The 23,887-nt window shown below is 64.1% G+C and carries 20 protein-coding genes; 10 read left to right on the top strand and 10 right to left on the bottom strand.

Going from position 1 to position 23,887, the window contains the following annotated elements:
• Nucleotides 1-123: 123 nt before the first annotated feature.
• From F4U95_RS08740 to F4U95_RS08720, 5 genes are all read left to right on the top strand, one after another.
• On the top strand, nt 124-2,442 hold the full coding sequence (locus tag F4U95_RS08740) for a TonB-dependent receptor (RefSeq protein WP_150425388.1): 2,319 nt from the start codon (nt 124-126) through the stop codon (nt 2,440-2,442).
• A 106-nt stretch (nt 2,443-2,548) separates the two neighbouring features.
• The gene (locus F4U95_RS08735; RefSeq protein ID WP_246171541.1) at nt 2,549-4,912 is read left to right on the top strand and encodes a TonB-dependent receptor; all 2,364 of its coding nucleotides are present in this window, start codon (nt 2,549-2,551) and stop codon (nt 4,910-4,912) included.
• 147 nt (nt 4,913-5,059) lie between these two features.
• Nucleotides 5,060-6,985 (top strand): linalool dehydratase/isomerase domain-containing protein, encoded by a 1,926-nt coding sequence (locus tag F4U95_RS08730; protein WP_150425387.1) that lies wholly within the window; start codon nt 5,060-5,062, stop codon nt 6,983-6,985.
• Between the two features lies 1 nt (nt 6,986).
• Nucleotides 6,987-7,364, top strand: a complete 378-nt coding sequence (locus F4U95_RS08725; protein ID WP_150425386.1) for a hypothetical protein — start codon at nt 6,987-6,989, stop codon at nt 7,362-7,364.
• A gap of 10 nt (nt 7,365-7,374) precedes the next feature.
• A complete protein-coding gene (locus F4U95_RS08720) occupies nt 7,375-8,121 on the top strand; it encodes an SDR family NAD(P)-dependent oxidoreductase (RefSeq protein ID WP_150425385.1) in 747 nt (248 codons plus the stop codon).
• A gap of 4 nt (nt 8,122-8,125) precedes the next feature.
• Here the strand turns inward: F4U95_RS08720 and F4U95_RS08715 are convergent, their stop codons facing one another.
• Nucleotides 8,126-9,619, bottom strand: a complete 1,494-nt coding sequence (locus F4U95_RS08715) for an acyl-CoA synthetase (protein ID WP_150425384.1) — start codon at nt 9,617-9,619, stop codon at nt 8,126-8,128.
• Between the two features lie 249 nt (nt 9,620-9,868).
• Here F4U95_RS08715 and F4U95_RS08710 point away from each other — a divergent pair, with 249 nt between their 5' ends.
• Nucleotides 9,869-11,125, top strand: a complete 1,257-nt coding sequence (locus F4U95_RS08710) for a cytochrome P450 (RefSeq protein ID WP_150425383.1) — start codon at nt 9,869-9,871, stop codon at nt 11,123-11,125.
• 36 nt (nt 11,126-11,161) lie between these two features.
• Here the strand turns inward: F4U95_RS08710 and F4U95_RS08705 are convergent, their stop codons facing one another.
• Genes F4U95_RS08705 through F4U95_RS08675 form a run of 7 tightly spaced genes read right to left on the bottom strand, consistent with a single transcriptional unit; the run spans nt 11,162 to nt 17,910 of the window.
• Nucleotides 11,162-11,938 (bottom strand): enoyl-CoA hydratase-related protein, encoded by a 777-nt coding sequence (locus F4U95_RS08705; protein WP_150425382.1) that lies wholly within the window; start codon nt 11,936-11,938, stop codon nt 11,162-11,164.
• Nucleotides 11,935-12,936, bottom strand: a complete 1,002-nt coding sequence (locus tag F4U95_RS08700) for an NAD(P)H-dependent flavin oxidoreductase (protein WP_150425381.1) — start codon at nt 12,934-12,936, stop codon at nt 11,935-11,937. The genes F4U95_RS08705 and F4U95_RS08700 overlap by 4 nt, the downstream gene beginning before the upstream one ends.
• Nucleotides 12,936-14,096: an acetyl-CoA C-acetyltransferase gene (locus tag F4U95_RS08695; RefSeq protein ID WP_120250301.1), complete on the bottom strand. Its 1,161-nt coding sequence runs from the start codon at nt 14,094-14,096 to the stop codon at nt 12,936-12,938. Before F4U95_RS08695 ends, F4U95_RS08700 begins: the two co-directional genes overlap by 1 nt.
• A gap of 1 nt (nt 14,097) precedes the next feature.
• Entirely contained in the window at nt 14,098-14,895 is a 798-nt protein-coding gene (locus F4U95_RS08690) for an enoyl-CoA hydratase/isomerase family protein (protein WP_150425380.1), read from the bottom strand.
• On the bottom strand, nt 14,886-15,953 hold the full coding sequence (locus F4U95_RS08685) for a phosphotransferase (RefSeq protein WP_150425379.1): 1,068 nt from the start codon (nt 15,951-15,953) through the stop codon (nt 14,886-14,888). The genes F4U95_RS08690 and F4U95_RS08685 overlap by 10 nt, the downstream gene beginning before the upstream one ends.
• Nucleotides 15,950-17,149 (bottom strand): acyl-CoA dehydrogenase family protein, encoded by a 1,200-nt coding sequence (locus F4U95_RS08680; protein ID WP_150425378.1) that lies wholly within the window; start codon nt 17,147-17,149, stop codon nt 15,950-15,952. The genes F4U95_RS08685 and F4U95_RS08680 overlap by 4 nt, the downstream gene beginning before the upstream one ends.
• Nucleotides 17,146-17,910, bottom strand: a complete 765-nt coding sequence (locus tag F4U95_RS08675; protein ID WP_150425377.1) for an SDR family NAD(P)-dependent oxidoreductase — start codon at nt 17,908-17,910, stop codon at nt 17,146-17,148. Before F4U95_RS08675 ends, F4U95_RS08680 begins: the two co-directional genes overlap by 4 nt.
• Nucleotides 17,911-18,013: 103 nt before the next feature.
• Here F4U95_RS08675 and F4U95_RS08670 point away from each other — a divergent pair, with 103 nt between their 5' ends.
• Entirely contained in the window at nt 18,014-18,631 is a 618-nt protein-coding gene (locus tag F4U95_RS08670; RefSeq protein ID WP_150425376.1) for a TetR/AcrR family transcriptional regulator, read from the top strand.
• Between the two features lie 54 nt (nt 18,632-18,685).
• On the opposite strand, the gene F4U95_RS08665 is transcribed toward F4U95_RS08670, so the two are convergent.
• Together F4U95_RS08665 and F4U95_RS08660 are read right to left on the bottom strand one after the other, a co-directional pair.
• Nucleotides 18,686-20,023 carry an LLM class flavin-dependent oxidoreductase gene (locus F4U95_RS08665; protein WP_150425375.1) on the bottom strand — a complete coding sequence of 446 codons (1,338 nt, stop codon included), beginning with the start codon at nt 20,021-20,023 and terminating at the stop codon, nt 18,686-18,688.
• 99 nt (nt 20,024-20,122) lie between these two features.
• Nucleotides 20,123-21,475, bottom strand: coding sequence for an FAD/NAD(P)-binding protein (locus F4U95_RS08660; protein ID WP_150425374.1), 1,353 nt, complete (start codon nt 21,473-21,475; stop codon nt 20,123-20,125).
• Nucleotides 21,476-21,575: 100 nt separating this feature from the next.
• Between F4U95_RS08660 and F4U95_RS24770 the strand changes: the two genes are divergently transcribed.
• The 3 genes from F4U95_RS24770 to F4U95_RS08650 are packed head-to-tail and all read left to right on the top strand — an operon-like array spanning nt 21,576 to nt 23,886.
• On the top strand, nt 21,576-21,713 hold the full coding sequence (locus tag F4U95_RS24770) for a hypothetical protein (RefSeq protein WP_170267481.1): 138 nt from the start codon (nt 21,576-21,578) through the stop codon (nt 21,711-21,713).
• Nucleotides 21,703-22,692 carry an ABC transporter substrate-binding protein gene (locus F4U95_RS08655; RefSeq protein WP_150425373.1) on the top strand — a complete coding sequence of 330 codons (990 nt, stop codon included), beginning with the start codon at nt 21,703-21,705 and terminating at the stop codon, nt 22,690-22,692. Before F4U95_RS24770 ends, F4U95_RS08655 begins: the two co-directional genes overlap by 11 nt.
• Before the next feature lie 6 nt (nt 22,693-22,698).
• Complete coding sequence (locus F4U95_RS08650; protein WP_150425372.1) at nt 22,699-23,886, top strand: acyl-CoA dehydrogenase family protein; 1,188 nt, start codon at nt 22,699-22,701, stop codon at nt 23,884-23,886.
• Nucleotide 23,887 lies beyond the last annotated feature (1 nt).

Here is a 23,887-nt window from a genome sequence, read left to right as displayed (position 1 = left end):
CTCCGATAAAATCGTCGAACGATATTGACGAACAAGGCTGGATGTGAAAACACAAGCCATCCGGAGTGATTGGGCCTCCGGCACCGACCTGCACAGCAGGCACATTTCTGGAGAGGAAGACCCATGCGACTGATGTCCCCATCAGCCTTGCTGCTTGGCTGTTCGTTTACGGCCCTGGCGGCTGCCAATCCCGTGCAGGCGCAGGACAGCGGTGCGCCGCAATCCGCCGGAAACTATGCCGATATCATCGTGACCGCCAACAAGCGTGAGCAGAATATCAACGATGTCGGCCTCAGCATCACTGCCCTGTCCGCCGACGCGCTGGTCAACAAGGGCGTGGCCAGTTCGCAGGATCTGGCGCGCGTGGTGCCGGCCCTGACTGTGGCGGCGGCGGCGGACGGCACGCCGGTCTACACATTGCGCGGCGTCGGCTTCAATTCCTCCAACCTCGGCGCGCAGCCGACGGTCAGCATCTATCTGGATCAGGCGGCGCTGCCTTATGGCCCGATGACGCAGGGGCCGATATTCGACCTGGAGCGGGTCGAAGTGCTGAAGGGGCCTCAGGGCACCTTGTTCGGGCAGAACAGCACCGGCGGCGCGATCAACTATATCGCCAACAAGCCGACGAAGGATTTCGCTGCCGGCGCGACCGGCACATTCGGTCGGTTCAACACATTTCAGGGCGAAGCCTTCGTCAGTGGTCCTATCGGTTCCACCCTGTCGGCGCGTCTGGCGGTGGCCGGCACCCGGTCGGGCGACTGGCAGGAAAATTATACCCGCAGCGACAGCATCGGTGCGCAGCGCAAGGTCGCCGGCCGCCTGCTGCTCGATTGGCAACCCAGCGATCGCCTGACGGTGTCGCTCAACCTCAACGGCTGGATCGACACGTCCGACAATCAGATCCCGCAATTCTTCGCCGCCTCGCCGCGCGTCGCGACGCAGGCCAGCCCCGCGCTCTTCACCCAGCCAAGCCCGCGCCGTAATGCGCGTCAGGCCGACTGGGATGCCGGCCGCGATTTCGAACGCGACAACAAGATGGGGCAGGCGATCCTGCGGGTCGATTATGAAGTGGCGGACAAGGTCACGCTCACATCCCTGTCCAACTATGCCTATGCCAAGATCCATAGCGTGTTCGATAATGACGGCACCAGCCTGGGCCTCAGCTACGTCACGACCAGCGGCCATGTGGAGGCGTTCAATCAGGAATTCCGTCTGGCGGGCCAGTTCGGCGGCGCGCTGGTGACGGTCGGCGGCAATTACAGCACCGACAACAGCTATGAAAGCTCGCTCCAGGATTTCGGCGGCATATTGTCCAGCACGACCAATGTCGGCGCGACGCCTGAAAATCCCGATGGCGTGGGCGACATATTCTTCAACGAAAATCGCGGCCGGCAGACCAACAAGAGCTGGGCGGCGTTCGGCAATGTCGAATATGCGGTGACCGATCAGATCACCCTGATCGGCGGTATCCGCTATACGTCGCTCAAGCACAGCAATCAGGCCTGTAGCGCGGATGCCGGCGATGGCAGCTTTTCCAATGTCATCAACGGGCTGTTCGGCGGGCCTCTGACCGTGCCGGGCGGCTGCGTGACGCTGGACAATGCGACCTTCACCGCGCCATTCCCGGTGCAACGTTTCAAGGAGGATAATGTCAGCTGGCGCGCGGGCGTGAATTTCAAGCCCAGCCGCGATACGCTGCTCTATGCGCTCGTCAGTCGCGGTTACAAGGCGGGCAATTATCCCGTCATCAACGCCACGGCCCGGTCGCAATTCGCGCCCGTAAAGCAGGAACAGCTGACATCCTATGAAATCGGCACGAAGCTGAGCCTGTTCGACCGCATGGTCCAGTTCAACCTGGCCGGCTATTATTACGATTATCGCGACAAGCAATTGCTGACCAACACGACCGATCCGGTCTTCGGCCTGCTGCCCGTGCTGGCCAACGTGCCGAAATCGACGGTCAAGGGCTTCGATCTGGATGCCGTCGTCAAGCCGTCGGACGGGCTGACGCTGCGCGGCGCGCTGTCCTATGCGGACTCCAAGATCAAGAATTTCGCAGGTTTCGATGCGTTCAACATGCCGACCGACCTGTCGGGCAAGTCGTTCAACTTCTCGCCCAAATGGACCAGCACGGCCGATATCGAATATCGCCTACCCATTCAGGGCGGCGGGACCGACCTGATCATCGGCGGCGACATGACGTATAACAGTGCCACCTATGCCGATCTGGCGCAGACGCCGTCTTTGCGGATCGATGCCTACACCTTGTTCGGCGCGCGGGTTGGGGTCGGGTCGCGGGACGGTCGGTGGTCCGCGACGCTGTGGGGTCGCAACATCACCAACAAATATTATTGGTACAATGTGCAGGTCGGTTACGACACGATCTGGCGGTTGACCGGCATGCCGGCCACTTATGGCGTCACCGCCAGCTTCAAGATGTGAACCTATAAAAAGGCCCGCCATGGCAAGTCCATGGCGGGCCTTTTCGCAAGATCATGAAGGCGACCTGCAAGAAGCGGGCGCGAAATCTGGGAGAAGGACAATGGGCATGATCCGCACAAGCAGCATGGCATATTGCATCGGCGCATCGCTGATCGCACTGGTCGCCGGGACCGGCACCGCCGGCGCGCAGGCCGCCGATCCGCAGGCGGGCGGGGGCGGCAACAACGCTTACGCTGACATCATCGTGACCGCCAACAAGCGCGAACAATCGCTGTCGGACGTCGGCATTTCCATCACGGCGGAAACCGGCGACACGCTGCTTCAGCGCGGCATCAATTCGCCGACCGACCTCGGCAAGATCGTGCCGGGCCTGACCGTTCAGCCTTCGCCGTTCAACACGCCGGTCTATACGCTGCGCGGCGTCGGCTTCTACGAAACGACCCTGTCCGCCGCGCCGACCGTGGCCGTCTATACCGACGAAGTCGCGCTGCCGTTCAGCGCGCCGACGCGTGGCGCGGCCTTCGATATCGAGCGTGTCGAAGTTCTCAAAGGGCCGCAGGGCACGCTTTTCGGCCAGAATACCACCGGCGGCGCGATCAACTATATCGTCGCCAAGCCGACCGATGATTTCAAGGCGGGGGCGACCGCCAGTTTCGGCCGTTTTTCCACCTATGACGTGCAGGGCTATGTGTCCGGTCCGATGAGCAATACGCTCAAAGCCCGCGTCGCGATACGCACCATCCAGTCCGGTCCCTGGCAGAAAAGCTTCACCCGGTCGGACGAACTGGGCAAGCAGGACATGCTCCAGGGCCGCGTGCTGCTCGACTGGCAGCCCAGCGACAAGGTCAAATTCCTGCTCAACGTCAATGGCTGGCGCGACAAGGGCGACACGCAGGCCGCGCAGATCGTGTCGGACAATTGCGCCGGATCGGTCGAGGGTACCTGCGGCAGCCCGGACGCCACCAATTTCAAAAATTATCCGCGCAGCCCGCGCACGCCGCGCGCCGCCGATTGGGGCTATGGCATTTTCGGCCGTCGTCCGGCCCGCGACGACAGTTTCTGGCAGGCCAGCCTGCGGGCCGATTTCGAGCTGAACGACAATCTGACCTTCACCTCCATCTCCGCCTACTCCCATTACAAGACGGACTCGGTGCAGGATTTCGACGGCACCACCTATGCCTCGGTCGACACCAATACGACCGGCTATATCAAGGATGTCGCGCAGGAGCTGCGCCTGACCGGCGAGTTTGACAGCCTGACCTTCATCGCCGGCGGCAATTACAACAAATCCAAGACGTTCGACCGGCTCTTCTACAATTTCAGCGAAGGCCCCTCATCCAACCCGCTCTGGATGATCCCCGGCGCGCCGCGCGGCATATTGACCTTCAACTATTCGCGGCAGGACGTGAAGAATCTCGCGGCCTTCGCCAATGCGGAATATAAGGTCACGCCCAACATCACCCTGATCGGCGGCATCCGCTATACCGACAGCAAGCGCAGCTTCGAAGGCTGCACCAACGATTTCGGCGGCGATACCGCGACCTGGTGGAATGCGATCTTCGGCACCAATGTCCAGCCGGGCGGTTGCCTGACCTTCACGCCCAACTTCCCCGAGATCTTCGATCCGGCCGCGTTCGACAATCTGAACGAAGATAATGTCAGCTGGAACGTCGGCGCCAATTACAAAACGGATGGCGGCACGCTCTTCTACACCCGCGTCGCGCGCGGCTATAAATCGGGCAGTTTCCCGACCGCTTCGGTGGCCAGCTATTCGGGCTATGTTCCGGTGAAGCAGGAATCCGTCACTGCCTATGAAGTGGGTATCAAGGGGCCGCTGGCCGATCGCCGGATCGAATATGCGCTGGCCGGCTTCTATTATGACTATAAGGACAAGCAGTTGCGCGGTCGCAAGCCCGATCCGGTCTTCGGTACGCTCGATGGTCTGGTGCAGATCCCCAAGAGCCGCATCTGGGGTGTGGAAGCCTCGATCGTCGGTCGGCCGGTCGATGGCCTGCGCGTCAGCCTGGGCGGCACCTATATCAACACCAAGATTACCGAGTTCGAAGGCTATGATGCCTTTGACGACCTGCGCAATTTTTCGGGTCAGAAATTCCCTTATGCCCCCAAGCTGACGGCGGTCGCGGACGCGGAATATCAGGCCCCGATCAGCAGTTCGGCGGAGGGCTTTATCGGCATATCCCTGACCTATAACAGCAAGACGACGACGGCGCTGGCCAACACCACCACCGCCTTCGTCGATGCCGATCCGCGCTTCGATATGAAGGCCTATGCGCTGGTCGATCTGCGCGCCGGTTTCGAATTTCCGGACAGCAATGTGCGGGCTGGCATCTACATCCGCAACGTCGGCAATACTTATTACTGGTCCAACGTGCAGGACAATCTGGCGTCGATCTCCCGCTTTGCCGGCATGCCGCGCACCTATGGCGTGCAGGTCAGCTGGCATATGTAACGCGATCCTCGCCCAGAGGATCAAGGTGCGGACGGGGCGCTATGGTGCGCCGTCCGCCATGGGATATGGATGGTTGCACGTCTAACGTAATCGTCCTACGATGATGGCAAGATTCCCGGCTTGATCGGGAAGAAAAAGGAGAGGTCCATGACCGCCCGAACGCTAGCATTTGAAGCGGATTTCATTCCACAAGACGCCGTGCCTTCGCTGGCGCCGCTGGTCGATCGCATCCCGCCTATCCCGGAACGCAAGACGGTGCACGGTCCGCTGACGGCACGGCGGCTCTATCGCTTCTATGCGATGCTGGGCCTCGTCTTCCTGATCGGCGTGGCGCCCATGCTGCTGGGCATGAGTGCCCAATGGAAAGCGTTCGGCTTCGGCCTGATATTCCCCGGCGCGGGTTTCCTTTATGCCGGCGACGGTGTCGGTATCTTGGGCGCCGCGCTCTCCATGGCGGCTTTTGCCGTCATCATGTTCATCTGGTGGGCGCGCGGCGTGATCCTCGCGCCGCCGGCGGTCCTGGTCGGCACGGCCTTGCTCTCGGCTGCGTGGATCGAGGGGCGCAGCGGCGTATCATGGATGGAATGGGCCATCCCGGCCGCCGTGTTGGCACTCCATGGCTGGTTCGCGCTCGGTCGCCGCAAGGGCTTCGCCGCTGCCAAGGCGCGGGGCGCGCAACTCAACACGATCCTTGCCAAGACGCAGCCGGTCATGCGCGATGCACCGATCACGGCGGAGCCGGAAATGCCGCCGTCGCAGGTCGCCGAATTTCGGCGCATGCTGGATCTAGCGCTGCAACCGGTCGATAGCTGGAATGGCTTTTCGACCGAGGACACATGGCAGGACGGCGCGCTGCGCTATCAGATCTGCACCATGTCCTGGAACCTGTCGCTTGGCCAATATACGCGCCTGCCGGCCTTTCACGGCTATCTCAACACCGCGCAGGAAAATCTGATCCGCAAGCATATCGACCGCAAGACATGGAATTACTGGTATTGGGAAAGCCTGTGGGGCAATTTCAAGATCGAGAAGAACCCGGTCACGATCGACAATATCATGCTCTCGGGCTTTCTGGGCGTCTCGCTCGGCCTGTTCGAAACGGCGAGTGGCACGTCGCCCTTCACCGCGCCCGGATCGCTCACCTTCCGCTGGGATGAAAAGACCGCCTTTCCCTACAGCCATGAGAGCATGCTGGAAGAGGTGGTCAAGAATTTCAAACGCTATGATCTGGGCTGGTTCCCCTGCGAACCGCGCTGGATATATTCCATGTGCAACCTGGTCGGCCGCACCTCGCTGGCACTGCACGATGCGCGGCACGGCACCGACATGCTCGCCCGCGTCGGCGACCGGTTCGACCGGACGATGGAAGAGGAAATGATGATGGCCGATGGTCGCATCAAGGTGTGCACATCCTCGCCCTTCGGCTTTGAGGTGCCGAGCCTTTCCGGCCTGTTCGGCGAGACTTGGGGCGTACGTTTCATGACCCCCTATGATCCGGCCGGGGCGGAGCGGCTTTGGGAAGTGATGAAGCAGGATTTCATCAGCGTGAAGCCTGACGGTTCGCTCGACTTCCGCTTGCTGCCGCTGGGCTGGGATACCCGCAAGCCGGCCGATTTCTCCCGCTGGCCCGAACTCAACCCGCTGATGGTGACGCTGTGGGCCGCGCAGGAAATGGGCGACGATCGCATCATCGAGGCCACGATGAAAGCGATCGACCAGCGATCGGGCGAGGGTGTCGCCGCTTCGCAAAGCTGGGGCGGGCGCAACACGATCCGCGACATGGTGAACCGGGGCTTGCCCGACGCCTGGGCCAGGGGGCCGATCCTGGCCGATGCCGTCTATCCCGATGTGATCGTCGGCCGTGCGGTGACGGACGGAGCAGCGCTGGAACTGGTGCTGCATCCCGGCGCAGAAGCGGTGCGCAGCGACATCGGTATCGACCGGCTGGTGCCGGGGCGCAGCTATCACATCATCGAGACGGACGAGCGCTTCACTGCGGGTCTGGATGGCAAAGCCCGGCTGACAGTGGCGCTCACCGGTCGTACGCCGCTGACGATCGTGCCGGTGGCCTGACATGGCCTGCTGCCTCATCGCCGCCTTTCTGGTCGCGCAGGCGATGGCGATGTTGCGGCGCTGGGCGGTCTTCTGGGGCCTGATGCCCGTGCCGGCGGGGGAGGTGGCCGACACCATCTTCACCCGCATCGCCGCTGTCCTGCGCCGCCCGCGCGTGCGGATGGCGGTAGCGGTGCTGCTGGTGGTGGAATTGGCTGGCGTAGGGATCTGGCTCTATCGCGACCATGGCACCCATATCGCCCAGCTGGCCGATATCGGCTGGTCGCGACTGCATGGCCAGCATGTCGTCTATGCCGCCATGTGCGGCATGAACGGGGGACAGAGCGTGCGGCTGGTGATCGACCCCGACGGTACGCGCCATCGCACCATCAGCGGATAGGCGAGGGGACATGATGGGGGAATTTGCGGGCAAGACCGCCATCGTGACCGGCGGCTCCAGAGGCATCGGTCTGACCGTCGCGACCTTGCTGGTGGAGCGCGGCGCGCGGGTGGTGCTGGTAGGGCGGGATGGGGTTGCGCTGGCTGAAGCAGCTGAAGGCCTGGGCGAAGCCGCCACCACGATCGCCGGCGACATAGCGCAGGCCGACACGGCTGAACGCGCCGTCGCAAAGGCGATCGACCATGGCGGCGCCCTCGACATCCTCGCCAATATCGCGGGCATCTTCCCCACCGCCCGGATCGAGGAGACGAGCGACGCGCTTTATGCCGACACGATCGCTGCCAACCTCACTGGCACCATGACCTTCTGCCGCGCCGCCTTCCCTGTCCTGCGCGAGCGGGATGGGGCGATCGTCAACATGTCGTCCACCGCCGCCCGTTTTCCGACGCCGGGCCTGGCCGCCTATGCCGCTGCCAAGGCCGGGGTAGAGGCCTTCACTCGCACGCTGGCGGCGGAAGGGGCGCCGCATATCCGCGTCAACGCGGTATCGGCCGGCCCCACCCGCACCGAAACCGTCGACGCGCTGATGGCGTCCGACACGACCGGCGCGGTTCAGGCCGTGACGGGCGCCCTGCCGCTCGGCCGCCTCGCCGAACCGCGCGAGATCGCCGAAGCGGTGCTGTTCCTCGCCTCGTCCCGCGCCAGCTTCATCACAGGCCAGATCTTGCACGCCAATGGCGGCGGGCTGATGGCCTGAACGATCATGCGCCCGGCCAGTAGCGCGCCCGCACGATCCGCTTGAGCAGCTTGCCATTGGGATGGCGCGGCAGGTTCGGATCGAAATCGATCTGGCGCGGCAGCTTGATCCGCCCGATCCGCCCGGCCAGATGCGCCAATAATTCTTCGGCCAGCGCCGGGCCGGCTTCGTCCCAGTGTGCCGGCTCCACCACCGCCACCACACGCTCCCCCATTTCCGGGTCCGGCGCGCCGATGATCGCGACATCGGCCACCTTGGGATGGATGATCAGCGCATCCTCTATTTCCTGCGGATAGATGTTCACCCCGCCCGATATGATCATGAAACTCTGCCGATCGGTCAGATAGAGGAAGCCTTCCTCATCCACCCATCCGACATCGCCCAGCGTCGTCCAGCCATGGCGATTGCGGCTCTGCGCGGTCTTCTCCGGGTCGTTATGATATTCGAACGGCGCCCCATCGGCAAAATAGATGGTGCCGATCTCGCGCGGCGGCAGCCATTCGCCATCCTCGTCGCAAATCCGCACCTTGCCCCAGATGGCGCGCCCAACCGATCCGGGATGGGTCAGCCATTCGGCAGGACCGATGCTGGTCAGGCCGTTGGCTTCGGTCCCGGCATAAAATTCATGCAGGATCGGCCCCCACCAATTAAGGATCGCCTGCTTCACCTCGACCGGGCAGGGGGCCGCCGCATGGAAGGCCGTCACCAGCGAGCACAGATCATATCGCCGCCGCACCGCTTCGGGCAGTTTCAATATCCGCACGAAATGGGTCGGAACGAACTGCGCATGGGTTACGGAAAAGCGCTCGATCAGCGCCAGGGTCGCTTCGGGATCGAATTTCTCCATCACGATCACCGTGCCGCCCAGCTTCTGGATCGACATGCACCAGCGCAGCGGCGCGGCATGATAAAGCGGGGCGGGGGACAGGAAGATGCTGCTTGAATCCATGCCATAGCTGGTCCGCCCATAGTCGGTCAGCGCGTTGCTCTGGTCCAGCGACCCTTCCGGCAAGGGCGGCTTTATCCCTTTGGGCCGGCCGGTCGTGCCGGACGAATAGAGCATGTCGTTCCCCGGCGATTCATCGGCGATCGGCGTCTCCGGCATGGCTGCCCGCTCGGTCAGGAAATCGCGGACAGCCGGCGCGAAGACGATCAGCCCCTCCGTCGGCAGGTCGGCCGGCACCGGCTGCGACGCGATCAGCAGGCGCGAACCGGAATCGCTCAGGATGAACGCGATTTCCGGCGTCGCCAGCCGCGTCGACAGGCAGGTATAATAAAGCCCGGCCCGCTGCGCCGCCCAGACGATCTCGAAAAAGGCCGGCCCATTGTCCAGCAGCAACGCGATGCCGTCGCCGCGCCGCAGCCCCAGCGCGCGAAACAGATGCGCCCCCTGATTGGAGCGCGCCTCCAGTTGCGCGTAGCTGACCCTCTCACCGGTTCCGGCCATGATATAGGCCGGCTTGTCCGGCGTCGTGCGGGCGTGGATGGACGGGTGCATATCTATGCGCCTTCGCCTGCATGAATGATGGGCATCGACCGCTCTCCCGGGCTATGGTTCTTGGCTCTTGAAGCTAGGCAGCCCATCCCCACCGTCCAATCGCGATTGCCCGCGCATCCATAGCGACCGGCAATGAATGGGGTGCAGGCGGCCAAGTTGATCGACGCCCTCGATAAATAGCCCGCCATCGCCGATTGGACCGGCTCCCCTCCCGCTCTCAGAATTGCGGGTAAGAGAGGAGACACGCCTGTGACGGATGCTTTGCCAGAGGATATTGACGACATCATCGTCGATCCGCGCACCTATGGGGACGAACATAGCTATCACCGGGCCTTCGCGGCGCTGCGACAGCATGACCCGGTCCATTGGGCGGAGCCGCGCGACTATCGGCCCTTCTGGGCGGTGACGCGCCATGCCGACATCATGGCAGTCGAATTGAACGCGAAGAATTTCCTCAATGATCCGCGTCAGTTTCTGGTGACGAAAACGGATGAGGACATGCTGCTCGCCCAGTCAGGCAGCAGTAATTTCGCCCGCAACCTCGTCGCCATGGATGATCCGGACCATCGCGCCTATCGCGCGCTGACCTCCGCCTGGTTCGGGGCCAAGAGTGTGCGCGCGCTGGAAGAGGAAATCACGGCCCTCGCGCGGGAAACGGTCGATCGCATGATCGAGAAGGGCGACAGTTGCGACTTCGCCAAGGAAATCGCCGCCTGGTATCCGCTGCGCACGATCATGATCGTGCTGGGCGTACCGCGCGAGGATGAGCCGCTGATGCTCGCGCTGTCGCAGAAGGTGTTCGGCGGCACGGACAGCGACAGCGGCGGCGGGGACGGGATGGCGTCGATGGTGGAGGCGTTTGAGGCCTTCAACCGCTATTTCAATGCCATCACCCTGGATCGCCGCACCAACCCGCGCAACGACGTCGCGACCATCCTGGCCAATGCGACGATCGATGGCCAGCCGATCGGCGAGAAAGAGCGCAACGCTTATTATCTGATCGTCGCGGCGGCGGGCCATGACACGACCAGTTCGGCCATATCCGGCGGTCTGCTGGCGCTGATCCAGAACCCGGAGGAGATGGCCCGGCTACGCGCCAATCCCGATCTGATCGGCAATGCGGTGGAGGAGTTCATCCGCTGGACCACGCCGGTGAAGCATTTCTTCCGCACCGCGCTGGGCGATTGCGAGGTCGGCGGCAAGGCGATCCGCGCGGGCGATTCCCTGATGATGTGCTACCCGTCGGGCAATCGCGACGAGGCGGTGTTCGACACGCCCTTCGCCTTTCGCGTGGAGCGGCCCGACGCGCGCAAGCATATCGCCTTTGGCTATGGCCCGCATCTATGCCTGGGCAATATGCTGGCGAAGCTGGAAATACGGATATTGTTCACCGAACTGCTCGCCCGCATCGACGATATCCGGCTGGCCGGCGACCCCGCCTGGGTGGAGGCGAATTTCGTGTCGGGCCTCAAGCGGCTGCCGATCCGCTACACGGTCCGGACCTGACATGGTGCGGCGCCCCGTTATCCGGGGCGCCACCATTCACCGACCCAACCAGTTCGGCGCACGCTTCTCCGCGAACGCTTTTGGCCCCTCGACAAAATCCTCCGAAGCCAGCAGCGCCTTCATCATGGGATAGTCCCATTCCGCTTCCATCCCGTCCTGCACGGATATGGTCAGGCCGCGATGCGTCGCTTCCTTGGTCGCGCGGATCGACATGGGGCTGCACGCCAATATCTCGCCTGCCCAGCGACGGGCCGCGTCCAGCACATCGCCGTCCGTCACCTCCGTCACGAAGCCGAGCGCATGGCCTTCCTGCGCACTCACGCGCCGTCCGGTCAGCAACAGGCCCATGGCGCGCTGCAAGCCGATGATGCGCGGCAATCGCTGCATCCCGCCCGCCAATGCGGCAATGCCCACTCGCGGCTCCGGCAGCGCGAACAGCGCGTTCTGCGACGCGACCACGATGTCGCACGCCAGCACGATTTCGAAACCGCCGCCCATCGCCACGCCATTGACGGCCGCGATGACCGGCTTGTTGAGGTCGAACCGGCTGGCCAGGCCACCAAAGCCGGCGGGTGGTGTCGCAAAGCCGCCGCCCGACGCCTGCTGCTTCAGGTCATGCCCCGCGCAGAAGGCTTTTGCTCCCGCGCCGGTGATGATCGCGACCCACTGGCTGTCATCGGCCGCATAATCGTTGAACACATCCTGCAATTCCAGCTGCGCCGCCGCATTCAGCGCATTATGCGCTTCGGGACGGTTGATCGTCACGATCGTCAGCGGGCCTTCCCGCACCACCTCAACATATTGGTATGTCATGCCGCCACCTTTCCGGGCTGGTGTTGCAGGAATCCGGCCAGGCGACCGGCGATGATCCGCTCGGCGTCCCCAACGATCTGCGCCAGCAGATCCTGACAGGTCGGAATATCGTGGATCAGCCCCTGAACCTGCCCGGCCCAGACCAGCCCTGCGTCCAGATTGCCCGTCTCCAGCGCCTCGCGCCCCTTGGCCCCGGATACGAAGGGGCGGATATCCTCGAACACCGCCTCGGGCTGCTGGCTGATCGCAACGACCTGATCGGACACGCTGTTCTTCGCGACGCGACCGGTATTGTGGAACCGGCGGAAGATCAGGTTGGTCGCGCGCTCGTCATTGGCGACGATGAATTGCTTCACAGCCTCATGGATCGGCGCTTCGACCGTCGCGCAGAAGCGGGTGCCCATATTGATCCCCTCGGCCCCCAGCGCCAGCGCTGCTGCCAGCCCGCGCCCGTCGCCGAAACCGCCGCTCGCCAGCATCGGTATCTTCACCTTGTCTGCCGCAGCGGGGATCAGGACCAGGCCGGGAATATCATCTTCGCCCGGATGGCCGGCACATTCGAAGCCGTCGATGGAAATGATGTCCACGCCCATCCGCTCCGCCGACAGCGCATGGCGCACGGCGGTGCATTTGTGCAGCACGGTGATGCCATGGCCTTTGAAATCCTCGACATGCTCCTGCGGCTTGTGCCCCGCCGTCTCGACGATCCGCACGCCGCTATCGATGATCGCCTTGCGATAGTCCGCATAGGGCGGCGGCGTCACCGACGGCAATATGGTCAGGTTCACGCCGAACGGCTTGTCGGTCATGGACCGGCAGCGGTCGATTTCCCGGCGCAGATCGTCGGGCGTCGGCTGGGTCAGCGCCGTCAATATGCCAAGCCCGCCGGCATTGGAGACGGCAGCGGCCAGTTCCGCCCGGCCGACCCACATCATGCCGCCCTGCACGATCGGATGCTCGATCCCCAGCAATTCGGTGATGCGCGTGGTGATCGCCATTACAGCGCCTCCACGATGGTCACATTGGCGATGCCGCCGCCCTCGCACACGGTTTGCAGACCGTAACGCTGGCCGCGTGCGCGCAGTTCATGCACCAGCGTCGCCATCAGCTTCGTGCCGGTCGCGCCCAGCGGATGGCCCAGCGCGATCGCCCCGCCATTGACGTTCAGCTTCTCCGGATCGGCGCCCAATGCCTGAAGCCATGCCATCGGCACCGGCGCGAACGCCTCGTTCACCTCATACAGGTCGATATCGCCGATCGTCAGGCCCGCCCGCTCCAGCGCCTTGCGCGTGGCAAAGATCGGCTCCTCCAGCATGATGATCGGGTCGCCGGCCGTCACCGTCATGTTCACGATCCGCGCGATCGGTGTCAGATTATGCGCCTTCAACGCCCGTTCGTTGACCACCAATATGCCCGACGCGCCGTCACAAATCTGACTGGCATTGGCGGCCGATACCACGCCGCCGTCCTTCAGCAGCTTGACGGACCCGATCCCCTCCAGCGTGGCATCGGCGCGAATGCCTTCGTCCGTGACATGCAGGCCGTTTTCGGTTTCCAGCGGCACGATCTGCGATGCGAAGCGCTTGGCCTGCGTCGCGGCGGCGGCGCGCTGGTGACTTTGCAATGCGTAGCGATCCAGCGCGTCGCGATCGAAGCCATATTTGGCCGCGATCATTTCTGCGCCCTCGAACTGGCTGAACGTCTCTACGCCGAAGCGCTGCTTGATCCGGTCGCTGAACGGCCCCACGCCCACGCCTTCGCGCTGATGATAGCTGATGTTGGAGAACATCGGCACGCGCGTCATGCTTTCGGCGCCAGCGGCGATGACCACATCCTGCGTGCCGGACATCACCGCCTGCGCCGCAAATTGCAGCGCCTGTTGCGACGATCCGCACTGACGGTCGATGGTGACGGCGGGCACGCTCTGCGGCAGGCGCGACGCCAGCACGGCGTTGCGGGCAAAGGCGAAACCCTGCTCGCCCGCCTGCGTCACGCAGCCCAATATCACATCCTCGATCGCGGCCGGATCGATCCCGCTGCGGTCGACCAGCGCGTTCAGCACCTCGCCGCCCATGTCGGCCGGGTGCCAGCCCGCCAGCGCGCCATTGCGGCGTCCGCCGGCGGTTCTGACGGCTTCAACGATATAGGCGTCGGTCATGTCATGCGTCTCCTGAAAAGTCTGGCTTTCGGCGGCCAAGGAAGGCGGCGACGCCCTCGCGACATTCGCCGCTGCCGCCTGCCGCGGCGATGCTGCGCGTCTCGCGCTCAAGCTGCGCTTCGAGCGGGCTGCTGGCGCTTTCCAGCAGCAGCGCTCGCGCGCCCGCGATCGCGCCGGTCGGTCCATCGGCCAGCATCCGGGCGGTCTTCGCCACCTCCGCGGCAAAATCATCGTCGGCCACGGTGCGCGTCACAATGCCGATAGCGGCGGCTTCGTCGGCCGTGACCTTGCGGTTGGTCAGGATGATCTCCTGCGCGCGGCGCAAGCCCACATGGCGGGGCAACAGCCAGGACATGCCGCCATCGGGCGTCAGGCCGACGCTGCCATAGGCCGCGATGAAATGCGCCGATTGCGCGGCAATCACGACATCGCCCGCTATGGCGAGGCTCAGGCCCGCACCCGCCGCCGGGCCGTTCACTGCAACCAGCAATGGCTTGCCCATCCGCAGCAACCGGCTCACCGCCATATGCAGCGTACCGGCCAGCCGGCTGAGAAAAGCCGGCACCTGATCGCCCGCCGCGTCGAAGGCGGATATGTCCCCGCCGCCGCAGAACAGCTTGCCATTACCGGTCAATATAACGCAGCGAATGGCCGGATCATTGTCGCACTGGATTGCCGCATCCAGCAGCGCATCGGCCAGCGCCTGATTGACGGTATTGCCGGCCGCCGGGCGGTTCAGCGTCAGCATGGCGATGGCACCGTCGATCGCGACGGTCACTGGGGCCTCGCTCATGCGCATTTCTCCATCGATTGGCGCGCCAGCGCGGAGAGGCGGGGCAGGGCCTTGGCCCGTTCGCGCGCATGGGCGGACGCCGCCGTGCCCCGGATCACACGCCCCTTGATGCCGTGGAAGATCGCCGCCAGCCGGAAATAGTTGAAGGCGATGTAGAAATCCCAATGGGCGATGCCGGTCCGCCCGGTCCGCGCGCAATAAGCCGCGACATAGTCCGCCTCGCTCGGGATATTCAGCGCGCCGATATCCACGCCGCCCAGCCCCGCCACGATATCGGGCGGCATCTGGTACATCATCGCATGATAGGCGAAATCGGCCAGCGGATGGCCCAGCGTCGACAATTCCCAGTCCAGCACCGCGAGCACGCGCGGCTCGGTAGGGTGGAATATCATATTGTCGCAGCGGAAATCGCCATGGACGATGCTGCTTTCCTCGCCCGCCGGAATATTCTCCGGCAGCCAGGCGATCAGTGCATCCATGTCCGGATCGCGCCCGGCATCCTGATCGTCCAGATATTGGCGGGACCAGCGGCCGATCTGCCGCGCGAAATAATTGCCCGGCTTGCCATAATCTCCCAGACCGATCGCGGCATAATCAATGCCATGCAATTGCGCGATCGCCGCATTCATCGCGTCGAAATAGGCCGGCCGCTCTGCGTTCGACACAGACGGGAATGTCGCGTCCCAGAAGATGCGCCCCTCGACCATGTCCATCACATAGAACCAGCTGCCGATGACGCTTTCGTCCGTGCAAAGGCCAAAGACATGCGCCACCGGAAAGCCGACGCCGCCCAGCGCGCTCAGCACCCGCGCCTCGCGATCGACCGCATGCGCGCCTTTCAGCGTGTCGCCCGGCGGTTTGCGGCGCAGCACGTAATTGCGGCCCGGCGTCACCAGCTTGTAGGTCGGGTTGGACTGTCCGCCCTTGAACTGTTCGACGGTCAGCGGCCCCCGATAACCCTCGACATGATCCGCCATCCAGCGCGCCAGTGCGGCCTCATCGAAACGATAGGCATCGCGCACCGCCGTGGTGCCGGCATTGGCATCGTCGCCCAAAGCGCTCATGCCGCCATCTCCGACTGTGCCGTCTTCCAGTCGCGCTTGATCTTCTTGGCCAGGCTCCATTTATGCACTTCGGTCGGGCCGTCATAAATGCGGAAGGCGCGGATTTCCCGGAACACCTGCTCGACGATCGTGTCGCTGGTCAGGCCCGTGCCGCCCATCACCTGCACGCATCGGTCGGCGACCCGCATCAGCGCCTCGGACACCGCAACCTTCGCCATGGAGCTTTCCGCCGTGCCGAGCGATCCGCCATCCAGCACGCCCGCGCACCAATCGATCATCAATTCGGCCTGTTTCAGGTCGATCAGATTGTCCGCCAGCATGAAGCCGACGCCTTCATGGTCGATCAGCGTCTTGCCGAATGCCATGCGGCGATTTGCATAATCGCTCGCAATCTCGTTCGCGCGGATGCACGCGCCCAGCCAGCGCATGCAGTGCGACAGCCGCGCCGGGCTGAGCCGCACCTGCGCATATTGGAAGCCTTCGCCCGCATGGCCCAGCATCTGGTCGGCGGGCACGCGCAAATTGTCGATGGTCAGCACGGCGTGGCCGCCCGGCATCGAACTGTCGATCGTGTTGGGAATATGGTCGATACGGATCGCCGGGTCGGGCAGGTCGACCAGGAACATGCAGGCGCCGTCTGCGGACTTCGCCATGACGATGCCGATCCCGGCCCCCTGTGCCCCGGTGATGAACGCCTTGCGCCCGTTGATCACCCAATGATTGCCGTCCTGGACGCAGGTCGTCCGCATCATCGACGGGTCGGATCCGGCGCCGCCCTCCATCGCCGGCTCGGTCATGAAGAAGGCCGAACGGGTGCGCCCCTCCACCAGCGGCTTCAGGAAGCGATCCTTGATTTCCGCGCTGCCGACCTTGCCCAGCAGATACATGTTGCCCTCGTCGGGCGCCGCGGTGTTGCAGGCCAGCGGCCCCAGCGGCGACAGGCCGGTCTTGGCCAGCACGATCGCGGTTTCCCGCTGGTTGAGGTGACTACCGTCGCTCAAAATGTGGGGCGTCAGTACGCCGGCGATGCGCGCCTTCTCCTTCAACTCGTCGATCAGCTCTTCGCTGGGGCAATCATGATGGTCCCTGCGCGGATCCTGCTCATAGGGGGCGACGATATCGCGGACGAACGCTTCGACCTTCGCGGCGATGGCCGCGGTACGCTCCGCGCCTGCCCCATTTTGGGCGCCGCTCATCGCGGTGCCATCCGGATCGCGCCGTCCAGCCGGATGACTTCGCCGTTCAGCATCGGATTGGCGACGATCTGCTCGACCATCAGCGCGAACTCGTCCGGCTGGCCGAGGCGCGTGGGGAAGGGCACCTGCTTGCCCAGCGAATCCTGCGCTTCCTGCGGCAATGTCGCGAGCAAAGGTGTCAGGAAGATGCCCGGCGCGATCGTCATGACGCGAATGCCGTAGCGCGCAAATTCGCGCGCTATGGGCAGGGTCATGCCGACGATCCCGCCCTTGGACGCGCTATAGGCCGCCTGACCGATCTGCCCGTCAAAAGCCGCGACGCTGGCGGTGTTGATGATGACGCCGCGTTCCTCAACGCCCACCGTGTCCGCATCGATGATGCGCGCGGCGAATTTGGACAGGACGTTGAAGCTGCCGATCAGATTGACGGTCAGGATTTTCGAGAAGTCTGCCAGCGGGATCGCCTTGCCGTCGCGGTCGATGACCTTGGCCGGCGGGCCGATGCCGGCGCAGTTGGCAAGAATGCGGGCCTTGCCGTTCAGCGCTTCGGCCTGCTCGATCGCCTGTTCGATCGCCGCTTCATCGGTGACGTTGACCTGCACGAAGCGCGCGCCGATCGCTTTGGCATGGGCCTCGCCCATCTGCGCGTTCAGGTCGAAGATCGTTACTTTCGCGCCGGCTTTCGCCAGTCGTGCCGCCGTAGCGCCGCCCAGCCCGGAAGCCCCGCCGGTCACGATCGCGCCCACTCCGTTGATGTCCATCGGCAATCCTCTTCTCGCTTCGGTCGAATCAAGAAACTCGTTCGATCAATATGCACTCACGAGTGTATTGTGCTTCTACGGGTTTCCTGTCAATGGTCGGGCCATGCAGAATTCACCCTTCAGAAATGCGGCGCAGAAAGAAGCGGACAGGGCCGCCAAGCGCGACGCCGTGCTGCGCGCGGCCGTGCGGATGTTCAACGAACGGGGGTTTTTCGCGACCTCGCTGGACGATGTGGCGGCCAGCCTCGGCATATCGAAACGCACCATATACCATTATCTGGCGAACAAGGATCAGGTGCTGTTGGAGTGCATCACCATCGGGCTGGAGCAATTGCTGGCAGCGGCCGACGATGCGCGGGCGGAGCCGGGCAATGGTCGGGACAGGCTGGTGAAATTCCTGCGCCGCTATGTCGAAATCAATATGGACGATTTCGGCATCTGCGTGTCGCGCACCGGGGAGGAAGCGCTCTCGCGCGAAAGCCTGCCGCGCTATCGCGCGCTCAAGAAGAAGATCGACGTCGCCATGCGCCAGATCTTGACCGAGGCGGTGGAGGATGGATCGATCGGCTCGATCGACGTCAAGATGACCGCCTTCACCCTGGCTGGCGCGCTCAACTGGCCGGGCCGCTGGTATGATCCCAAGGGGGCGCTGACGCCCGCGCAAATTTCGGAGGCGATGGTGAAGGTGCTTATGGGCGGGCTGGACCCAAGGCCCAATTGATCCACGGAAATAGGAAAGGGGGCCGGCGATCGCAATCGCCGGCCCCCTTTATTTTTATGCTGCGCTCTTTGCCGATTGCGCCGCGGTGTAGCGATTGTCCGGTACCGGCAGGCCCAGATGCTCGCGGAAGGTCGTGCCTTCATAGTCGGTGCGGAACAAGCCACGCGCCTGCAGGATCGGGATCACCTTGTCCACGAACAGGTCCAGCTGGCCCGGCAACGGCTCGAACAGCACGAAGCCGTCCGCCGCGCCGCTTTCGAACCAGGCCTGCAACCGGTCGGCCACCGTCTCGGCCGACCCGACAAAATCGCCGCGCGGGGTCGCCAGCCGCTCGGCTATCTGGCGCAGGGTCAGATTTTCCGCCCGCACCTGCGCCAGGATGCGCAGCGTACCGCTCTGCTGGCTGTTGAGGCCGATATGCTCGACGTCCGGGAAGGGCGCGTCCAGAACATATTGGCGAAAATCATGGTCGTTGAAGGTGCGCGACAGATTGCCAAGGCCGGTGTCGATCGACTCCAGCGCCGCCAGTTCGCGATAGCGCGCCTCGGCGTCCTCGTCGGTATCGCCCACGATCGGCGCGACGCCGGGCAGGATGAACAACTGGTCGGCATCGCGGCCGAAGCCCTTGGCCCGGCCTTTGACGTCGGCATAATAGGCCTGCCCATCCTCCTGCGTGGCGGCATGGGTGAAGATCACCTCCGCCCGCTTGGCGGCAAAGGCGCGGCCGTCATCCGACGCGCCCGCCTGGAAAATGACCGGCTGCCCCTGCGGCGTGCGCTTGATGTTCAGCGGCCCGCGCACCTGGAAGAATTCGCCCTTGTGATCCAGCCGATGCAGCTTGTCGGGATCGACGAATTGGCCGCTTTCCTTGTCGGCGACATGGGCACCATTCTCCCAACTGTCCCACAGACCCTGCACGACATCCAGATATTCGCCCGCGATGCGATAGCGCACGGCATGGGCGGGATGTTCGGCCTTGCTGAAATTGGCGGCGGTATCGCCCAGCCAGGAGGTGACGACATTCCAACCCGCGCGCCCGCCGCTCAGATGATCGAGCGATGCGAACTGGCGCGCGACGTTGAAGGGTTCGGAATAGCTGACCGTCAGCGTGGCAACCAGGCCGATGCGCGATGTGGTGGCCGCCAGCGCGGACAGGATCGTGATCGGCTCGAACCGGTTGAGATAATGCGGGCTGGATTTCTCGTTGATCGACAGACTGTCGGCGACGAACAGGAAATCGAACTTGCCGCGCTCTGCGGTCGCGGCCTGCTTCTGATATTGGGCCAGGCTGGTGCTGGCATTGCCGTCGCGATCGGGGTGGCGCCAGTCATTCCAGGTGCGCCCCACGCCATGCAGGATGAAGCCGAGCTTGATATGCCGCTGTTGGGCCATGGAGCGTCCTTTCCAGGAGAAGTTGAAAGACGCAAATTAGGGCTCGGCCGGGCAAGGCACCAACGCGGACTGGTCGGTCATTTATGATTTGGATAAATACTAAAGGCCCTCCGCCTCCACCCAATGGGCGCTGGTCAGCTCCCGCGCCAAAGTCCAGACCTGCCGCCTTATGTCCGGCACGGCGACGATTTCCCAATGGGCGCCGCGGGTCATCGGGCCGACGATATGCAATCGCGCCTGCGCGTCGCCATGGGCGGCGATGGCGCGGCACTGGCGATCCACATCGATGCCGATCGCCAAAGGATCGGGCCGGATGTCGCCCCGGTCGAACAGGTTGCGCAGCAACGGATCGGTCACGCGCCGCAGGTCGCCCAACGGCCCGGTACAATTGACCACGCGCGCCACCTTCAACGTCGTGCTGGTCGCAGCGCCGCGCGCTCGCAGCCCGATCAACAGCCCGTCGCCATCTGGCACAGCCGTCGCTACCTTCGCGGCCCGCACCTCCAGCCGGCCCTGTGCGCGCAACCCGTCCAGCCGCTCCGCCACGCCGGGTGCCACGCGATGGCGATGCACGTCCCAATAAGGACGCATATGGCGCAGGAAGCGGCTGCGTTCGTTCGCACTGGCCGCGCGCCACATGTCGGGGGTGAAGGGGCGCAGTTCGTCGACGGCGTTCCGCCAGCCGATCTCGGCCGCCCGATCGCGCACCGTGCGCACCAGCGCGGAGGCCGGGCCGACGGGGCGTTCCTGGCGCGCGGCATAGGGCTGGGCGGGGGCATGGGCCTGGGGGGCCAGGCCACGGCGCGACAAGGCGACGATCCTGCCCTCATAGCCCGCACTATCCAGGCTCAGCGCGCAATCCACGGCGGTCAGGCCACTGCCCAGCAGCAGCAGGACGTCGTCCTGCCCGAGGCCCGTGGCGATATCCGCCGCCCAGGGATCGTTGACATAAGCGGGGCGATCAAGCCCGACGAACGCGGGCAGGTCATGCGGCGGCAGATTGCCCGGCGCGATCACCGCGACGTCCGCTTCCAGCATGTCGCCCGATCGCAGAGCGACAAAGGCGCCATCATCCCGCACGGTCAGGTCGATCGCCTCATCGGCCAGAATGGCGAACCGCTCGCCCGCCGTCGCCCGCGCTTCGTCCAGCATCGCGCATAGATAGGTGCCATAATCGCGCCGGGTCGCGAAACTGCCCGCCTGACCCAGGCCCTGCGCCGCCAGCCAGTCCACGAAATGGCCAGGCTGGTCGGGCAGCGCGCTCATGTTCGCGGCGCGCACGTTCAGGATATGGTCCGCCTGCGCCGCGCCATAGGCCAGGCCGCGCCCCAGCCGATCGGGCCGCCGCTCCACCAGCGTCACGCGCACATTGCCATGGCGCAGCAGGTTGATCGCCAGCAACACGCCGCTGAACCCGCCGCCTATGATGGCGACATGATCGACCTTCAGCATGGATCAAGCATTTCTAATGGTTCCACCAGCATTGCTTGTGGGACATATCTCTACTGCTAAAATAGATAAAGTCCTATCTGCATTTGAAGGAAGGACGATCATGCCCCTGTTGCGTTCCCTGGCCCCGCGATGGGCGCGCCTGCGCGAAGCGGCACGCCGGGAATTTCTGCGCGATCCGGACGTGGTCCTGTTCGAACGCGCCGGCGGTCCGATCCGTGATGGTGCGCATGGTCGCTGATCGGCTGTCGCGGCGCGCGTTCATCGGCGCGGGTGCGGCCTCCTGCCTGATCCTGGCCGGATGCAGTGCGGGCAAGGATGGCAAACCGAAATTGCGTATCTCCATCACCGGCAAGGGGGATGGCGATGCGCGGCTGTTGTTCAAGGCAGCGGGTATCGTGCCCGAAGGGTTCGACCTCGCCTATAGCGAATTTCAGTCCGGCCATCTGGTGGTAGAGGCTCTGAACGGCGGTTCGCTCGACTTTGGCGGGATGAGCGAAATTCCGCCCATTTTCGCGGCCGCCTCCACGATCCAGAGCTTTCGCCAGATCGCCGTCACCCATGGCGACGTCAATAATCAGGTCGTTCTGGTGCCCAAGGGATCGAAGGCGAAGGGCATCGCCGACCTGAAGGGCAAGCGTGTCGGCTATGTCCGCGCCACCACATCGCAATATTTCCTGATCCGGATTCTGGAGGAGGTCGGCCTTAGCTGGGACGATATCACGCCGGTTGCGATGGGCGTGTCGGACGGCGCGGCCGCCTTCTCGCAGGGCGCGCTCGATGCCTGGGCTATCTACGGCTTCCCGATCCAGCGCGCCATCGCGACGGAGGGCGCGCGCGTGCTCAAGACCGCTTATGGCATATTGTCGGGCAATTATCTGGTGTCCGCCCATGTCGATGCCCTGGCCGATCCGGAAAAGTCGAAACTGATCGGCGATTATCTGGCGCTGCTGCAAAAAGCCTATGGCTGGGCGGTGGCGCATCAGGATGAATGGGCCGCCATCATCGCCAAGGATATCGGTGTACCGCTGGATTATGTGCGCGACCAGTTCAAGCGCAAGAGCGCCAGCTATGAACTGCGCCCCGTCACGGATGAGGCGATCGCCTCGCAGCAACAGGTCGCGGATCTTTTCTATCAGCAGAAGCTGTTGCCCAAGGCGGTCGATGTGCGACCGCTCTGGGACGCGCGCTTCAATGATGCCATTCCCAAGAGAGGCTGAACCATCATGGCCACACAGGCAATTCAGCAAGACGATGCGCAGATCAAGCCGACCGGCCCGCTCAGCGCGGACCAACTCGATCGGCTGACCCGGCGTCTCGCCGAAAAAGCGGAACATTACGACCGCAGCGGCGAATTTCCCCGCGCCAGTTTCGATTATCTGGCGAGCGAAGGGCTGATCGGCCTGACCGTGCCGCGTGAACTGGGCGGCCGGGGCGCTGGCCTGGTCGAGGCGATCCGGGTGCTGGGCGCGGTGGCGAAGGGCGACCCGTCGACGGCGCTGATCCTCTTCATGACCTATCATTATCATGCCACGCCGACCCGCGCACGCACCTGGCCGCAGGAAATTTACGAGCGGCTGGCGCGCGATGCCGTGGCGGGCAGGGGCCTGATCGGCGGTCTGCGGGTGGAGCCGGAACTGGGCACGCCGGTGCGCGGCGGCCTGCCCGCGACCATCGCGCGGCGTACCGCCGATGGCTGGGCGCTGACCGGCACGAAAATCTATTCCACCGGCTCGACCGGCCTCGACTGGTTTTCGGTCTGGGCCAAGACGGATGAGGCAGAGCCGCGCGTCGGCAATTTCCTGGTCCGGTCGGACAGCGCGGGTATCGATATCGAACCCGCCTGGGATCATCTGGGCATGCGCGCGACCGTCAGCCATGCGGTCCATTTTACCGATACGCCCACGCCGCTCGACCATGCGGTCGATATCCGCCTGCCTGCGCAATGGGCGACAGGGGCGGGCGATCCGGGCCTTGCCATCTGGAACGCGCTCGCCATCTCGACCATCTATGACGGCGTCGCGCGGGCTGCGCGCGACTGGCTGCGCGCCTATCTCAATGATCGGGTGCCGACCAATCTGGGCGCGTCGCTCGCCACCCTGCCGCGCGTGCAGGAAAAATTCGGCGAGATAGAGGCGCTGTTGCAGGTCAACCGCACGCTCATCCGCGACGCCGCCGCCAGGCATGAAGCCGGCGACCCGCCCAGCGCGATCGAAGTGAACAACATCAAATATCTCGCCACCGCCAATGCCATCCGCGCGGTGGAAATCGGCCTCGAACTCACCGGCAATCCCGGCATCAGCCGGAAGAACCCGCTCGAACGCCATTATCGCGATGTGTTGTGCAGCCGCATCCACTCGCCGCAGACCGACACCATATTGATCGCCGCCGGTCGTGCGGCGCTTGGGAACTGAC

Source organism: Sphingobium limneticum, from assembly GCF_008710165.1.
Classification (GTDB): domain Bacteria; phylum Pseudomonadota; class Alphaproteobacteria; order Sphingomonadales; family Sphingomonadaceae; genus Sphingobium; species Sphingobium limneticum.
The sequence above is the reverse complement of the archived record's forward strand: the minus strand, read 5'-3'. Positions and strand labels throughout refer to the sequence as shown.

Coding starts and splice junctions, on each gene's coding strand:
- F4U95_RS08740 (WP_150425388.1), top strand. CDS start 124: ATGCGACTGATGTCCCCATCAGCCTTGCTGCTTGGCTGTTCGTTTACG.
- F4U95_RS08735 (WP_246171541.1), top strand. CDS start 2,549: ATGATCCGCACAAGCAGCATGGCATATTGCATCGGCGCATCGCTGATC.
- F4U95_RS08730 (WP_150425387.1), top strand. CDS start 5,060: ATGACCGCCCGAACGCTAGCATTTGAAGCGGATTTCATTCCACAAGAC.
- F4U95_RS08725 (WP_150425386.1), top strand. CDS start 6,987: ATGGCCTGCTGCCTCATCGCCGCCTTTCTGGTCGCGCAGGCGATGGCG.
- F4U95_RS08720 (WP_150425385.1), top strand. CDS start 7,375: ATGATGGGGGAATTTGCGGGCAAGACCGCCATCGTGACCGGCGGCTCC.
- F4U95_RS08715 (WP_150425384.1), bottom strand. CDS start 9,619: ATGCACCCGTCCATCCACGCCCGCACGACGCCGGACAAGCCGGCCTAT.
- F4U95_RS08705 (WP_150425382.1), bottom strand. CDS start 11,938: ATGACATACCAATATGTTGAGGTGGTGCGGGAAGGCCCGCTGACGATC.
- F4U95_RS08700 (WP_150425381.1), bottom strand. CDS start 12,936: ATGGCGATCACCACGCGCATCACCGAATTGCTGGGGATCGAGCATCCG.
- F4U95_RS08695 (WP_120250301.1), bottom strand. CDS start 14,096: ATGACCGACGCCTATATCGTTGAAGCCGTCAGAACCGCCGGCGGACGC.
- F4U95_RS08690 (WP_150425380.1), bottom strand. CDS start 14,895: ATGCGCATGAGCGAGGCCCCAGTGACCGTCGCGATCGACGGTGCCATC.
- F4U95_RS08685 (WP_150425379.1), bottom strand. CDS start 15,953: ATGAGCGCTTTGGGCGACGATGCCAATGCCGGCACCACGGCGGTGCGC.
- F4U95_RS08680 (WP_150425378.1), bottom strand. CDS start 17,149: ATGAGCGGCGCCCAAAATGGGGCAGGCGCGGAGCGTACCGCGGCCATC.
- F4U95_RS08675 (WP_150425377.1), bottom strand. CDS start 17,910: ATGGACATCAACGGAGTGGGCGCGATCGTGACCGGCGGGGCTTCCGGG.
- F4U95_RS08670 (WP_150425376.1), top strand. CDS start 18,014: ATGCAGAATTCACCCTTCAGAAATGCGGCGCAGAAAGAAGCGGACAGG.
- F4U95_RS08665 (WP_150425375.1), bottom strand. CDS start 20,023: ATGGCCCAACAGCGGCATATCAAGCTCGGCTTCATCCTGCATGGCGTG.
- F4U95_RS08660 (WP_150425374.1), bottom strand. CDS start 21,475: ATGCTGAAGGTCGATCATGTCGCCATCATAGGCGGCGGGTTCAGCGGC.
- F4U95_RS24770 (WP_170267481.1), top strand. CDS start 21,576: ATGCCCCTGTTGCGTTCCCTGGCCCCGCGATGGGCGCGCCTGCGCGAA.
- F4U95_RS08655 (WP_150425373.1), top strand. CDS start 21,703: ATGGTCGCTGATCGGCTGTCGCGGCGCGCGTTCATCGGCGCGGGTGCG.
- F4U95_RS08650 (WP_150425372.1), top strand. CDS start 22,699: ATGGCCACACAGGCAATTCAGCAAGACGATGCGCAGATCAAGCCGACC.